The organism is Sinorhizobium sp. 8-89 (genome assembly GCF_030124325.1).
GTDB lineage: Bacteria > Pseudomonadota > Alphaproteobacteria > Rhizobiales > Rhizobiaceae > Sinorhizobium.
This window is the reverse complement of sequence record NZ_JASKLR010000016.1, coordinates 104,970-117,858: the sequence shown is the minus strand read 5'-3', so window position 1 is coordinate 117,858 and position 12,889 is coordinate 104,970. Positions and strand designations below refer to the sequence as shown.

General features: G+C 65.1%; 15 protein-coding genes and 1 pseudogene. 9 read left to right on the top strand and 7 right to left on the bottom strand.

Annotated features, from left to right (window positions below):
- The 4 genes and pseudogenes from QN219_RS24460 to QN219_RS24445 form a co-directional block, all read left to right on the top strand.
- A pseudogene (locus QN219_RS24460) lies at window positions 1-168 on the top strand (cupin domain-containing protein); the annotation flags it as partial.
- Window positions 169-324: 156 nt separating this feature from the next.
- Window positions 325-843, top strand: coding sequence for a hypothetical protein (locus tag QN219_RS24455; RefSeq protein WP_284002658.1), 519 nt, complete (start codon window positions 325-327; stop codon window positions 841-843).
- A gap of 214 nt (window positions 844-1,057) precedes the next feature.
- Window positions 1,058-1,837: a phosphotransferase gene (locus QN219_RS24450; protein ID WP_284002657.1), complete on the top strand. Its 780-nt coding sequence runs from the start codon at window positions 1,058-1,060 to the stop codon at window positions 1,835-1,837.
- Window positions 1,838-2,027: 190 nt separating this feature from the next.
- The gene (locus tag QN219_RS24445) at window positions 2,028-2,246 is read left to right on the top strand and encodes a hypothetical protein (protein ID WP_173510029.1); all 219 of its coding nucleotides are present in this window, start codon (window positions 2,028-2,030) and stop codon (window positions 2,244-2,246) included.
- Window positions 2,247-2,291: 45 nt separating this feature from the next.
- Here QN219_RS24445 and QN219_RS24440 read toward each other — a convergent pair whose 3' ends face one another.
- Entirely contained in the window at window positions 2,292-3,194 is a 903-nt protein-coding gene (locus QN219_RS24440; protein ID WP_284002656.1) for a LysR family transcriptional regulator, read from the bottom strand.
- Between the two features lie 131 nt (window positions 3,195-3,325).
- Between QN219_RS24440 and QN219_RS24435 the strand changes: the two genes are divergently transcribed.
- Both QN219_RS24435 and QN219_RS24430 read left to right on the top strand, forming a co-directional pair.
- The gene (locus QN219_RS24435) at window positions 3,326-4,819 is read left to right on the top strand and encodes an MFS transporter (RefSeq protein WP_284002655.1); all 1,494 of its coding nucleotides are present in this window, start codon (window positions 3,326-3,328) and stop codon (window positions 4,817-4,819) included.
- A complete protein-coding gene (locus tag QN219_RS24430; protein WP_284002654.1) occupies window positions 4,816-5,250 on the top strand; it encodes a DUF1194 domain-containing protein in 435 nt (144 codons plus the stop codon). The genes QN219_RS24435 and QN219_RS24430 overlap by 4 nt, the downstream gene beginning before the upstream one ends.
- 70 nt (window positions 5,251-5,320) lie before the next feature.
- Here the strand turns inward: QN219_RS24430 and QN219_RS24425 are convergent, their stop codons facing one another.
- From QN219_RS24425 to QN219_RS24415, 3 genes are all read right to left on the bottom strand, one after another.
- Complete coding sequence (locus QN219_RS24425) at window positions 5,321-5,554, bottom strand: hypothetical protein (protein ID WP_284002653.1); 234 nt, start codon at window positions 5,552-5,554, stop codon at window positions 5,321-5,323.
- A gap of 246 nt (window positions 5,555-5,800) precedes the next feature.
- The gene (locus QN219_RS24420; protein WP_284002652.1) at window positions 5,801-6,304 is read right to left on the bottom strand and encodes a hypothetical protein; all 504 of its coding nucleotides are present in this window, start codon (window positions 6,302-6,304) and stop codon (window positions 5,801-5,803) included.
- A gap of 204 nt (window positions 6,305-6,508) precedes the next feature.
- On the bottom strand, window positions 6,509-7,246 hold the full coding sequence (locus tag QN219_RS24415) for a hypothetical protein (protein ID WP_284002651.1): 738 nt from the start codon (window positions 7,244-7,246) through the stop codon (window positions 6,509-6,511).
- Window positions 7,247-7,387: 141 nt separating this feature from the next.
- Between QN219_RS24415 and QN219_RS24410 the strand changes: the two genes are divergently transcribed.
- A complete protein-coding gene (locus QN219_RS24410) occupies window positions 7,388-8,236 on the top strand; it encodes a glycosyltransferase (RefSeq protein ID WP_284002650.1) in 849 nt (282 codons plus the stop codon).
- Window positions 8,237-8,380: 144 nt separating this feature from the next.
- Here the strand turns inward: QN219_RS24410 and QN219_RS24405 are convergent, their stop codons facing one another.
- Window positions 8,381-8,773 carry an alpha/beta hydrolase gene (locus QN219_RS24405; RefSeq protein WP_284002649.1) on the bottom strand — a complete coding sequence of 131 codons (393 nt, stop codon included), beginning with the start codon at window positions 8,771-8,773 and terminating at the stop codon, window positions 8,381-8,383.
- A 135-nt stretch (window positions 8,774-8,908) separates the two neighbouring features.
- On the opposite strand from QN219_RS24405, the gene QN219_RS24400 reads away from it, so the two are divergent.
- Together QN219_RS24400 and QN219_RS24395 are read left to right on the top strand one after the other, a co-directional pair.
- Window positions 8,909-9,538, top strand: coding sequence for a TerC family protein (locus QN219_RS24400; RefSeq protein WP_284002648.1), 630 nt, complete (start codon window positions 8,909-8,911; stop codon window positions 9,536-9,538).
- 17 nt (window positions 9,539-9,555) lie between these two features.
- Window positions 9,556-10,371: a dienelactone hydrolase family protein gene (locus QN219_RS24395; protein ID WP_309486619.1), complete on the top strand. Its 816-nt coding sequence runs from the start codon at window positions 9,556-9,558 to the stop codon at window positions 10,369-10,371.
- A gap of 128 nt (window positions 10,372-10,499) precedes the next feature.
- Here the strand turns inward: QN219_RS24395 and QN219_RS24390 are convergent, their stop codons facing one another.
- Together QN219_RS24390 and QN219_RS24385 are read right to left on the bottom strand one after the other, a co-directional pair.
- Window positions 10,500-11,888: a M20 family metallopeptidase gene (locus QN219_RS24390; RefSeq protein WP_284002647.1), complete on the bottom strand. Its 1,389-nt coding sequence runs from the start codon at window positions 11,886-11,888 to the stop codon at window positions 10,500-10,502.
- Between the two features lie 72 nt (window positions 11,889-11,960).
- Window positions 11,961-12,824 (bottom strand): DMT family transporter, encoded by an 864-nt coding sequence (locus tag QN219_RS24385; RefSeq protein WP_284002646.1) that lies wholly within the window; start codon window positions 12,822-12,824, stop codon window positions 11,961-11,963.
- Window positions 12,825-12,889 lie beyond the last annotated feature (65 nt).

Genomic DNA, 12,889 nt, shown 5'->3' with positions numbered 1-12,889 from the left:
AATGGCGAGCCGGAAAGGGTCTACAAGGCCGGCGAGAACTTCTACGAAGAGCCCGGCGCTCGCCATGGCGTCAGCAAGAACGCCAGTGACACGGAACCCGCAACCCTGCTGGCCGTCTTCGTCCTCGACACCGACGAAAAGGAACTGACCACGCCCATCAAGGAGTGAGCCGATCGAAGCCTTCCTCGACGCCCGGCGGCAGGCTCACTGCTGCCGGGCGCTTCGATTCCGGACCATCCTGCCCGGCCGGATGCTCTGGTAAGTCCGAACTTTTGAGCCTACTCTCCGCTGCAGCAGAACGCCCGTTCGAGAGGGGCTTGGGGCATGGCAGGCCTGAAGGACCCTGTAAACGCGCTTGCGGCCGTCGGGCTGGCGCTCGGCGGCGTGTTCGGCATGGCCGGGACGATGATGGGCGATCCGAACCTGCAGGCGCTCGCCTGGGCGATCGACGGCAGCGGACTGGTGATGGCCTCCGCCCTGCTCGCCCTGAAGTTCCACAGGGCGGGAAGCGAGATCGTCGCCGCCGGCTTTCTCGTCTTTGCAATCGCCGAGGGCGTCATCATGTCCGGAACGGCGGCAGGCCCGAGCGCCAGCGTCCCCTCCTTCGGCGCAGGCATCGCGCTCTGGGCGACCGCGCTCCTCGTCATCAGCATACCAAGGCACTTCCCGACATGGGTCCGCGCCTTCGGCATCGTCGCTGCGGTCCTTTTCCTGGTGACCGCCGCACGCATTTTCTCAGGCGAACAGGTGCTGCCCACCGCCTCGCCGCTCCCCTTCTTCGCCTATCCCTTCCTCGTCGCCACCTTCGCCGGCTGGATCTGGGCGCTATCAAGGGAGACCTGAGCGGACGATCGCGTCTCCAACGGACCCGATAGCGGCGAGCTAAGGCGGCAACGGGCAGATTCAGCCAGGTCGCGAGCGCGATGGATCAGTCGTCCTTCCCTCGGCGTGGGGTAACGTTCCAGTGTCGGCCCCGTGCGGACTTTCCTAGCCGCCGCAACGGAAATGGGCGGAAACCGCCCTTCCCCTTACCCGCACGGCTGCTATCATCCGCGGGATGACCAAGGAAGCCGATGCCACGCCGCTCGGCGAGAGAACCGTTGTCAGCCGTCGAGGCGGGGTCGTCATCCGCGAGACGGGCCCCTGGGCTCCTTCGGTCCATGCTCTGTGCGCCATCTTGAGGATGCCGGCTTCGCCGGCGCGCGTCGTCGGAGACGGCTTTGACGAGCAGGGCCGCGAAGTCCTCACCTATATCGACGGCGATGTCATCAACCCGGCCCCCTGGTCGGACGAGGCTGTTCACGCGCTGGGCGGCCTCATGCGCCGGCTGCACGATGCGACCGCCTCCTTTCGGCCGCCGGAAAATGCGATCTGGCGCCCCTGGTTTGGCCGGAACGTCGGCACGCCGGACATCGTCGGGCACTGCGATGCGGCCCCCTGGAACGTGGTTTCGCGAGACGGCAAGCCGGTCGCGCTGATCGACTGGGAGGCGGCGGGCCCGGTCGATCGCCTGACCGAGATCGCCATGGCCGCCTGGAACAACGCCCAACTCTATGACGACGACGTCGCGAAGATGAACGGCCTGCCCGATGCCGCATGCCGCATGCGCCAGATGCGCATCTTCGCGGACGGCTACGCACTACCAGCCGGCGAGCGCCACCGGCTCGGCTACAGGATCATCGCGTTCGCAGCCGAGAGCGCTGCGAACGAGGTGATTGAACAGCAGATCACGCCCGACACCGAAAACGCCCCGCGCGTCTGGGGCATCGCCTGGCAGACACGCAGCGTCGCCTGGCTCATCCGCAACCGTGATGCCTTGGAAAAGGCGTTGAAGTGAGACGGACGGGACATGGCGGTAAGGTGCCGATGCGAGGGGGTTCCCTCGCGGGCATTACATCCATTCGTCACGACTTCCGGGTAGCCTGTAACGGGAGGGTTCTGGCGGCTCCATCGTTTTGCCGCACAACCTGACGCCACGCGCCTCGACGACAGCACGGGCAAGTGGCGCGGGTCACCGAGGATGAAAAATGAGCAAGTCTGCCAACCTGGCTCTAGCAGCCCTCTTCGCGGCAACGATCGCCGCCGGCGCCTCTCCCGCATTTGCAGCGGGAAGCTACTACAAGGGCATATCGGCAACGCGCATCAATGACGGACACCGGAGCGGCAAATTTAACCCCGGAGCCAAAGGCGTGAACAAGCCGCCGCCGAGAAACGGCGCGTACTACAAGGGTATTTTCCGCAGGTAGGAACGGGAAACGCCACCGGCGACCGTGCTCCAACTCGCCTGCCGCTCAATCCACTCTCCGCCCCGCGCAAACCTCGCGCACACATGCGCGCAGCCAGCGATGCGCCGGGTCGGCGTCGAGGCGCGGGTGCCAGAGCATGGAAACCGTGATCTCCCGTGCGAAGACCGGCAGGGGAAAACTGTGCATGCCGGCCCGGAGCGCCCCCGTATGCCGCTCGGGAACGCTCGCGATCAGGTCGGTGGCGCGGGCGAGCGCGAGTGCGGCGGCAAAGCCGCCGACGATCGTCACGATATCGCGCTCGAGCCCGAGTGCCTCCAGCGCCTCGTCGAGCGGCCCTTTGTCGAGGCCGCGCCGCGAGACGAGCACATGCCGGCCGGCGGCGTAGCGGCCGGGCGTCACCTCGCCCTCGCAAAGCGGGTGCCCCAGCCGCACGACGCCGACGAACCGGTCGCGGAACAGCGCCTGTGTGCGCACCTCCGGACTGATCGCCTCACCCACCACGCCGGTTTCGAGGTCGACGGTCGCCTCGCGAAGCGGTCCGCTGTCCCTGTCCGGTTTAGGCACGAAACGCAGCCGCACGCCGGGCGCTTCCCGGCTGACGCGGGCGATCAGGTCCGGCCCGAAATTCTCCACGAAACCGTCGCTGGTCCTGAGCGTGAAGGTTCTGACCAGCCGTTCGAGGTCGAGCTTTTCCTGCGGCCGCAGCACCGCTTCCGCCTCCTCTACGAGCCGGCCGACCCGCTCGCCGAGTTCGAGCGCGCGGGGCGTCGGCACCAGGCCGCGCCCTGCCCGGACCAGCAGCGGATCGCCCGTCGCCTCGCGCAGCCGCGCCAGCGCCCGGCTCATCGCCGATGGGCTGAGCCGCAGCCGCCTGGCAGCGCGGGCAACGCTGCCTTCCGACAGCAGCACGTCGAGGGTGGCAAGCAGATTGAGGTCAGGTTTCGACATGCGCCGACTATAGCCCATAGTGACATGGCGTCAAACGCACGAATTAAGTGCAAATGATGCGCATTCCGCCACGTATTGCGAAGGACTACCTTTTCCGCAACCCCAAAACGCAGGAAACGGAGTTCATAGCGATGTCGATCACGATACGGCCAGCCGGGACTGTCCCCGGAACAGGCGCCGGAACGGACGAACGGACGGGCGAACGGACGGCCTCCTTTCGCTGGGCGCTTGCCGCCCTTTCCCTCTCCATGCTGCTGTCCTCGCTCGGCACCAGCATCGCGAATGTCGGCCTGCCGGCGCTGGCCGAGGCGTTCGACGCCTCGTTCCAGGAGGTTCAGTGGATCGTGCTTGCCTATCTGCTCGCCATCACCGCGCTCATCGTCAGTGTCGGGCGGCTCGGCGATATGGTCGGCCGCCGCCGGCTGCTGCTTTCCGGCATCGCGCTCTTTACCGCAGCCTCCGCCCTTTGCGGCATCGCGCCCACGCTCTCAATGCTGATCGCGGCGCGGGCGGCGCAGGGTCTCGGCGCGGCGGTCATGATGGCGCTTGCCATGGCGCTCGTCGGCGAGACGGTGCCGAAGGCAAGGACCGGCAGCGCCATGGGGCTGCTCGGAACGACATCCGCGATCGGCACCGCCCTCGGCCCCTCGCTCGGCGGTCTCCTGATCTCCGGCCTCGGCTGGCGGGCGATCTTCCTAGCCGGCGTGCCGCTCGGCATTCTGACGATCGTCATCGCGTTTCGCGCCCTGCCGGTGGATCACAAGCGGCGTAAAGGCACGCGGCCGGGCTTCGACACCCTCGGCACGTTGCTGCTGGCGCTGACGCTTGCGGCCTATGCGCTCGCCATGACGATCGGACGCGGAAGTTTTGGCCCGCTCAACATGAGCTTCCTGCTGGTCGCGATCGTCGCAGGTGCCCACTTCGTGTTCGTCGAGGCGAGAACCGCCTCGCCCCTGCTCCAGCTGACGATGTTCCGCGATCCGGTGCTCTCCGCCGGCCTTGCGATGAGCGCGCTGGTCTCGACGGTGATGATGGCGACGCTGGTGGTCGGGCCGTTCTACCTCTCCCATGGGCTCCGGCTCGATCCGGCCCGCGTCGGCCTCGTCATGTCCGCCGGCCCGCTCGTCGCTGCACTCGCGGGCGTCCCCGCGGGCCGCCTCGTCGACCGGCTGGGCGCGCAGCCGATGACCGTCGCCGGGCTCGCCGCGATCGCCACCGGCGCCTTCCTCCTCTCCCTCATTCCGGCTGAGTTCGGCCCGGCTGGGTTCGGCATTGCCGGTTATATCGTGCCCATCGTCACCGTGACCGCCGGCTATGCGCTGTTCCAGGCCGCCAACAACACAGCCGTCATGAAGGATGTCGGATCCGCCGAGCGGGGCGTCGTTTCCGGCATGCTCAACCTCTCGCGCAATCTCGGCCTCGTCACCGGTGCGTCCTTCATGGGTGCCGTGTTCGCGCTCGCCTCAGGCGCAAGCGAGATCGCTGCGGCAGCCCCCGAGGCGGTCGCCGCCGGCATGCGGATCACCTTCGCCGTCGCCGCGGTCCTGATCGTCGCGGCACTTGTCGTCGCGGTCACCAGCCGCGCCTTCGCAAGCCGCACTGCGGTTCCGGGTGACGTAACGTGAGGCCGCTCGGACGGACGCTTTTCCGCGCCAGCCCCTTTCGCGCGAGCCGCCGCGTGATCGACATATCGGGCGACGGGCCGAACAATGCCGGCGCGCCGGCGCCTCTCGCCCGCAACAACACCATTGCCCAAGGGATCACCATCGACGGACTCCCGGTCATGCTGAGGACCGCGCCGGATACGGCATCGATCGCGGATCTCGACGTCTATTACCGGGAGTGCGTCATCGGCGGTCCCGGGTCTTTCCTGTTGAAGGTGAAGCACATCGACGAGTTTGCCGCGGCGATCCTCGCCAAGCTCGTCATCGAGATTTCCGGGCTGAAGGTGAGCCGCTACCGGCCGGATGCGCCGAAGCCAAGGCCTGTCCAGTACGGGCAGCCCTATAATTGCTTCATCGGCGAGGAACTGCAGGAGCGCTCAATCGACCGCTAGATCATTTTCATCGTTTCGCTCACACGACAGTAGCGTGCGGCGCCTTGTCGGTCCCCTCCGATCCTTATGTTCACCCTCGCCTCGCCAGTTCCGCCGAGCGTTCCGCGCAGGGCGACCAGCCGCGTGTGAAGCCCATGCCCATGGCGATCTGGGCCAGCGCCAGTTGCTCGCGCAGATGCTTACAGTCGGCGAGCAGCGTGCGGATCGTCGCTTCGGCGTCGCCGTCGTGCCAGGCGAGCGCGGCCGCAACTTCGTCCAGCCACTCGTCGAATTCCTCGATATCGGACCGCTCCGCGGCAGACATGAATCCTCCTTCTCCGTGCATAGACGGAGTTCTCTCTTCAACAGTTTCAGATTGGCGGCCGCGTCACCGATGGATGTTCTTATTATGTTCTCTTTTGATCGGGAGTCAATCGCGTTTCGCGAAGCGGGCGGCAATGTTGTCACGCAATTCCGGACGGAAAACCGCCGCACACTTTTCCTGGAATTGCTTGGTTAGGTGTTGCGCAATTCCGGACGGAAAACCGCTGCACACTTTTCCTGGAATTGCTTAGTTGAGCCGTTCGCCGAAGAACGCTTGCGGAAACAATGAGAACATCGGCTTCTTGCGAAGTTCGACCGCGGAACGGCTCCGCGTGGCGAGCCAATGCCGCACTGCCTGCGGCGGCGGCTCGCCGGGTGCAATCGCGATCGACCGGCCCATGAGGTCGAGGCGGCGGCCGCGATAGCCGAGGTCGGCCGGGTGCCGGCCGAAGCGGGACGGGCCGAAATCGACGCACCAGCGCTTCCGGTGCGGAAACGGCCTGGCGGGGCCTGCCGCGAAGAAGGCCCAGACGTCGATGTCCTTGAGCCCGTTCACGCTGTCGAGATAATGCAGCGCGCCACCCTGGGCGAGGGCGAGAAGGAGCAGGCGATCACGATAGAGGCCGGCGACGGGCGCGCGATCGAAGATGGCGGCGAGCGTGCGAAGGGCGATGGCCGCGATCTCCTCGAGGTCCTCCGGCGTGAGCCGTTCGTAGGATCTTTCGCTGACGTCCTCCATCGCGGACACCATTCTCCTTGCGTGCTCCAGACGCCGCGCGGAACGCGGGAATTTGCGTGGCTGGGCAACGATAATCCGGCGGACGGTTATTGTGCAAAAAGTGCTGGCGGGCGACGCCGAGGGCGTCGAGCGTACCGGAGATCAAGTCATCGGTCCGACATACAGTGCCGCGCCGTGGCTCTCATCCCCCCGCGAGTTCGGATCGCGAAAGAACCGTTATCCCTCCGCTTCCCAGACCGAATTGGCGCCGCGGATGACCTTCCTGATCTTCTTCTCCTTCTGCCAGTCGCGGCCGATGTCCTTGATGACCGGGCGCTTTTCGGGGGAGAAGATATAGCTTTTCTTGTTGCGGACATATCTTTCGAGGGCCGGGTTCACGCCGTAGTAGAATTGCTTTTCCGGGTCCTTCGCGGGGTCCATCAACCTCGCGCACTCCCTCACGAACTCGCCTCTGAGAAGCGAGGGCGAGGTGGTGAAGATCGGGAAGGCGCTGAACTTCGGGATCTTGATGCCAAACAGGCGCACATATTCGTTGCGCTTGTGAAAATGGCCCTTCTTCGCGATGTCCCATTTCTGCTCGGCGGTGTGGAAAGACACCTGCGCGATCGAGGCATTCCGGAAGGCGGTGAAGACGTCCGGGCCGATGTCGGTCAGCGCGACCCAATCGTCTTCGAGGTGCAGGACGAACTCGGCCTTTGTGGCCGACCAGAGCCGCCGTACGGCGCCGGCGAAGCTCGGCGTTTCGGGCTCGAAAACGATCGCCGCCGGAAACCGGTTGCGGATCAGCTCGAGGCAGGCGGCATGGGCCTTCTCATCCCCGAAGATCGGATCGAGGTTCATGTAGACATTCTCGATCTCGAAGTGATCGAGCATCCGCTTCGACAGGCTTTCGAGCGTGGCGGCCAACAGATCGGGGCGCCGCGAGGCGACAATGCAAACGTCGATTTTTGGCATCGATGATCGTCTTGCGGTTGAGGGGGCCGATGGTGTACACGCTTGTCATCCACGGCGTGTGGTTTGACAACATGAAACTGGTCAGGGGCCGCTCATATAATCGCCTCAACAACAGCGTGCAACAGGGAAAACATGGCTCGCGTGAGTATCGCCGTTCCCACCTACAACGGTGTCCAGACAATTTCCGAAAGCCTGAATTGCCTGCGCGGCCAGAGTTTCGAGGATTTCGAGGTCATCATCTGCGACAACGCCTCGACCGACGGCACCAGCGAGATCTGCGCCGAATTTGCGCGAAAGGACCGACGGTTCCGCCACGTTCGCAGCAATATCAACGTGCCGGTGATGGAGAACTTCAAGAAGGCGCTGCACCTCGGCGAGGCCGCTTATTTCATGTGGCGGGCGGACGACGACCTAACGGACGAGAACCATCTCGAGGCAACCGTGAATGCGCTCGACCGCGACTGCGATGCCCGGCTGGCCGTCACCCCGGTCCACCGGATCAACACATCGACCGGGCGGGAGGCCGATTACCCGCTGCCGGTGAGCGAAGGCTCCGATCGCCTGTCGCGGGCGAAGGCGATCCTGCTCGGCTGCCACCCGAGCTGGTTCTACGGCCTCTGGCGGCGCGATGCCGTCATCGAGGATATCGCGGTGCTCAGGGACTATCCCTATGCCTGGGCGGCGGATCACTTGACCACGATGCGGGCCATGATCAACGGCCAGGTGGCGTTCGCGCCCGAGGCCACCTTCACGCAGCGGATCATGCGTGAGGCGAGCTATCACCTGCAGCCGGCGGAGCGGCTGGCGGCGCGAAGGAAATACGTCGAAATCGCACGCCGCATCATTGCCGAAACGAACTACACGGCCAGGGAGAAGATCGCCTTGAAGAAGGCGCTCGAGCAGCACGCGAACAAGCGTGTGGCGCCGTGGCTCAGAATGTACAAGCGGGCGCTTAGGCAGCGGATCAAGGCGCTGTTCTCGCCGGCGTAATTCCGTCGGCAGAGTTGGTCGGCGTCGTGACGGCGTAAAACCTGCCAGCGTCCGGGAACGTCGCGCAGTTCCGTCTCGCCGCGTGCCTCGAAGGTGACGCCGGAGCCGACGACGAGATCCCTCACCGTTCCCGAGCCCATGACATCACCCGGCCCGGCGTGATCGAGCAGGCGCGAGGTAGCCGCCCTCGGAGGTGCCCATGAGCGCCGCACGCCGCGAGCCAGCGGCGTCCATTGCCGCCCGGACGTCCTGCATCCGTTCCTCAAGCGTGGGAAAGCCGACATTGCGGTCCGAAAGCCCGGTGCCGCGCTTGTCGAACAGGATCAGCCGGGCGAATGCGCTCAGCCGCTCGAACACATGCACCATTTTCGGAAATTCCCAGGCCTGGTCGAGATTGGAAATCCAGCCCGGAACATAGATAATGTCGAGCGGTCCGTCGCCGATCACCTGATGGGCGATGCTCAACTCACCACTTCGGGCGTGGCGGGTGCTCGGGCGCATGGCGATCAACATAACACGGCCTTGGCCGGCGCGCATTGGGGCTCGACGGCGGGGATGCAGAGAAGGCGCGCTCCAGTTTTTTTGCCGCAAACCCGCATCGCCACTTGATCCGCCGGTGGCTTTTCCGCTAGCGATGCCCAGCCGCTTTGCTCAGTGGGGGATCATCGGATCATGGAAATTTTTACGTCTGCCGGCTTGCTGGCACTTATGCAGGTTATTGTCATCGACCTGGTGCTTGCCGGGGATAACGCCGTCGTCATCGGGCTTGCAGCCGCCGGGCTTCCGACCGAGCAGCGCAAGAGGGCGATCCTCGTCGGCATTCTCGCCGCGACCGTTCTTCGCATCGCGCTGGCGAGCGTTACGGTGCAGCTTCTGGAAATCATCGGCCTGCTGCTTGCCGGCGGTATTCTCCTGCTCTGGGTCTGCTGGAAGATGTGGCGCGAGCTGCGCGCCAACGTCGGCGAAGGCGCCGGCCACGGGACCGGAGAGGTCCACAAGAAGACCTTCATGCAGGCGGCGATCCAGATCGTCGTTGCCGACATCTCCATGTCGCTCGACAACGTGCTCGCGGTTGCGGGTGCTGCCCGCGAGCATCCGACGGTGCTGGTGATCGGCCTCGTCCTTTCGATCGCGATGATGGGCGTTGCAGCGGGCTTCATCGCCAAGCTGCTCAACCGCTATCACTGGATCGCCTATGTCGGTCTGGCGATCATCTTCTATGTTGCGGTCGACATGATCTACCGCGGATCGATCGAGGTCTGGCCGCACGTCGCGCCGGCCGTCGCGGCGATCGCGGGCTGATTTCCGACAAGTACCCGATGCAGCCCCGTCCGCTGCATCGGGGCGCAAAACGGGGGGGGCGCGCGCAAGGCTTCCCTTTGCCGTCATCCTCGAGTCAGCTCGAGATGGCGACGGCATGCGGGATGGCGGAGAGCCAGACCCGCCTCGGCGGCATGATGATCGAGCGGCTGCCTTTCAGATGCCCGGCGCATTTCCGGCCGGAAAACCGTTACACACCTCCTGGAATTGCTGTAGCCTGCGGCCGGCCAACACCGGAGGGTATAGCGATGGCGACGGTGCTCCTGTTTCATTCGGTCTATGGATTGCGCCCGCTCGAGCGGAATGCGGCGGCGCGTTTGCGCACGGCGGGCCACACGGTCATCACGCCCGATCTCTATGAGGGCCGGGTCGCCAGCTCGATCGATCAGGGCTTCGAATTGAAGGAGGAGATCGGTTGGGCGACGCTCTGCGAGCGTGCGGAGAGAGCGGCCGCGGATCTGCCGGCCGAGACGGTGCTTGGCGGATTTTCCATGGGCGCCGCGGTCGCCGCGCATCTTTGGGCGAAGCGGCCCGAGGCGGCTGGCGTGCTCTTCCTCCACAGCATTGCCCAGATACCTCATGATGCGCGCCGCGGCCTGCCGCTGCAGGTGCATCTTGCCGACCCGGATGTTTTCGAGCCGGCAGAGGACGTGGCCGCCTGGCGGGCGATCGCCGAGGGCGCGGGAATTGCCGCCGAGGTGTTCAGCTATCCCGGCGCCGGGCATATTTATACGGATCCGAGCCTGCCCGACCACGACGCCGAGGCGGCGGAGCGTACCTGGGCGCGCGTCGCGAACTTCCTCGCGGCTCTCTGACGGAGCGCGATGGGCCCACTCGGGTTCGTCCTCCCGCCGGCGCTGCTCGTTTCATTGAAGTGGCGAAATCTAACTTCCTGATCTGACGCAATGCCGGACGGAAACGTCGCACACTGCTCGGAATTGCTCTAATGATGCGCTTCCGGCACGCCGGGCTCGCCGAGATCCCAGTAGATCCCTGCCATCAGCGCCAGACCTTCACGGGCGATCACGAGCGGCAGGTGCTCGTTCGGCGCATGCTGGGAGCATCCCGGATAGGAGTGCGGGACCCACACTGTCGGAAGTTCCAGGATATCGGCGAAGATGTCGTTCGGCAGGGATCCGCCGAGGTTCGGCACGATGGCGGGCTTCTTGCCTGTCGTGCGGACAATCGAGTCCACCGTCCAGCTGACCCATGGATGACCGGGATCCAGTCGTGTCGCGTGGAAAACCGCATCGTTCGATTGAGCGATCCGCACGTGGGAAAAGCCGTGGCGGTCGAAGTGCCGTCTGAGCGCCGGAAGGACATCCTCGACATCGACGCCGACGACAAACCGCAACTGACAGCGCGCCCAGGCTCGCGGCGGAATCGCGCCGACGGGCGTCTTCGGGTTCCCGGCTTCGAAGGCGAGGATCGCGAACGAGCACCACGCGAACAGTTTTTCCGCCGGCGTCAGGCCGGGCTCACCCCAATCGGGATCTATTTCGGGATCGTTGGCGCTGGCCTCCATCTCGCAATCGGCGAGAATGCGCCGAACATCGTCCGGGATGGCCTTCGGAAGCCATTCCGGAATCCGGATCTGGCCTGTCGGCCCGGTGAGGCTTGCAAGGGCATGGGCAAGCTGTATTGCCGGGTCGGAAAGAAGACCGCCCCAGTTGCCGGAATGGTGACCGCCCTCGCGAGCCTCTATCCAAACATCGAAGCTGATGGCGCCACGCGAACCCAAAAAGACCGTTGGCCGTGCGAGCGAGAGCCGCGGCCCATCCGAAGCAATCAGCACGCCGGATCGGAACAAATCCTTGTGGGTGGTCGCCAGGTCGCGAAGACCCGGCGAAAGCCTCTCTTCTCCCATTTCGATCAGGTATTTGGCGTTGAAGCCAAGTCTGCCGCGCGTCGCCAGCACGGCCCTGATCGCACCGATGTTGATTGAATGCTGCCCTTTGTTGTCGGCGACGCCGCGTCCGTACCATCGGCCGTCGCGTTCGGTCATCCGCCAAGGCGACAGACCTTCATGCCAGCCCTCGTCGAGACCGCGAACCACATCGCCATGACCGTAGCCAAGCACGGTCGGCCTCGCCGGATCCTCGATGCGTTCGGCAAAAAGAAAAGGCCAGTTGCCCTCGGATAACGTCTGGCAGGCGAACCCAAGTGCTTCGAAGGCCGGCTTGATCTCGGTTTCGATGTACTCGGCCAGCACTGGCGCGCGATCCGGATTCTGGCTTTCCGTCGGCAAGGCGACGCGGCGCGCCAGATCGTCCCGGAAAGCACCGGAATCGAAGTAAGCCTCGGCTCTCGCTATGGCTGCATCGCGGGTCATGCAACAACATAACACCGGACGCGGCGAGCCGGAATGCTTGCCGGCGACGGCGTGCCCCTTGTTCGACGCCTGTCATTTCGCGAATTTTCGTGCGCCGACAACGCAGAGGATAACGGCCACCGTGACCGCGAGCATGGTGAAGCTCACGTCTTCATGGAGCAGGGTCGCGGCCAGGGCCAAGCCGAAGAACGGCTGGAGCAACTGCAATTGCCCGACGGCCGCGATGCCGCCCTGTGCCAGTCCGCGATACCAGAAGATGAAGCCGATCAGCATGCTGAACAGGGAAACATAGCCGAGGCCGACCCAGCCGGGCGCGCCGACCTCGGCGAACGACGACGGCATCAGGAAAAGCGCGATCGAGAGCATGACGGGCAAGGACAGGACGAGCGCCCAGGAGATCACCTGCCAGCCGCCAAGGGTGCGCGAGAGCTTCGCGCCCTCGGCATAGCCCAAGCCGCAGACCACGATGGCGGCGAGCATGAGGGCGTCGCCGACGGGAGAGGCCGAGAGGCCCTGCGCGAGCGCAAAGCCGATGACCAGCAGGCTCCCCGTGACGGAGAACATCCAGAAGGCGGGACGAGGACGTTCGCCGCCGCGAAGGACGCCGAAGGCCGCCGTCGCAAGCGGAAGCATTCCGACGAAGACGATCGAGTGTGCCGACGTCACGTGCTGGAGCGCCAGCGCGGTCAGCAGGGGAAATCCGACCACCACACCGAGCGAGACGACTGCCAGGGAGAAGAGCTGGTCGGCGGCGGGCCGCTTCTCCCTGAAGGCAGCCAGAAGGCAGAGGGCGAGGAGGCCGGCGATCGCGGCCCGGGCGACGGTGAGGAACACCGGATCGAAGTCGAGCACGGCTGCCCGCGTCGCCGGCAGCGAGCCGCTGAAGATCAGCACCCCGAGAAAGCCGTTGATCCATCCGGTCGTCGTCTTGTCCATGGGTTGTTCCTTTTTCGGGCCTGCTCCTTTGCCGGTATCCGCCGAAGCCGCCAGAGCATCCTTTG

Coding starts and splice junctions, on each gene's coding strand:
- QN219_RS24455 (WP_284002658.1), top strand. CDS start 325: ATGGCAGGCCTGAAGGACCCTGTAAACGCGCTTGCGGCCGTCGGGCTG.
- QN219_RS24450 (WP_284002657.1), top strand. CDS start 1,058: ATGACCAAGGAAGCCGATGCCACGCCGCTCGGCGAGAGAACCGTTGTC.
- QN219_RS24445 (WP_173510029.1), top strand. CDS start 2,028: ATGAGCAAGTCTGCCAACCTGGCTCTAGCAGCCCTCTTCGCGGCAACG.
- QN219_RS24440 (WP_284002656.1), bottom strand. CDS start 3,194: ATGTCGAAACCTGACCTCAATCTGCTTGCCACCCTCGACGTGCTGCTG.
- QN219_RS24435 (WP_284002655.1), top strand. CDS start 3,326: ATGTCGATCACGATACGGCCAGCCGGGACTGTCCCCGGAACAGGCGCC.
- QN219_RS24425 (WP_284002653.1), bottom strand. CDS start 5,554: ATGTCTGCCGCGGAGCGGTCCGATATCGAGGAATTCGACGAGTGGCTG.
- QN219_RS24420 (WP_284002652.1), bottom strand. CDS start 6,304: ATGGTGTCCGCGATGGAGGACGTCAGCGAAAGATCCTACGAACGGCTC.
- QN219_RS24415 (WP_284002651.1), bottom strand. CDS start 7,246: ATGCCAAAAATCGACGTTTGCATTGTCGCCTCGCGGCGCCCCGATCTG.
- QN219_RS24405 (WP_284002649.1), bottom strand. CDS start 8,773: ATGCGCGCCGGCCAAGGCCGTGTTATGTTGATCGCCATGCGCCCGAGC.
- QN219_RS24400 (WP_284002648.1), top strand. CDS start 8,909: ATGGAAATTTTTACGTCTGCCGGCTTGCTGGCACTTATGCAGGTTATT.
- QN219_RS24395 (WP_309486619.1), top strand. CDS start 9,556: ATGCAGCCCCGTCCGCTGCATCGGGGCGCAAAACGGGGGGGGCGCGCG.
- QN219_RS24390 (WP_284002647.1), bottom strand. CDS start 11,888: ATGACCCGCGATGCAGCCATAGCGAGAGCCGAGGCTTACTTCGATTCC.
- QN219_RS24385 (WP_284002646.1), bottom strand. CDS start 12,824: ATGGACAAGACGACGACCGGATGGATCAACGGCTTTCTCGGGGTGCTG.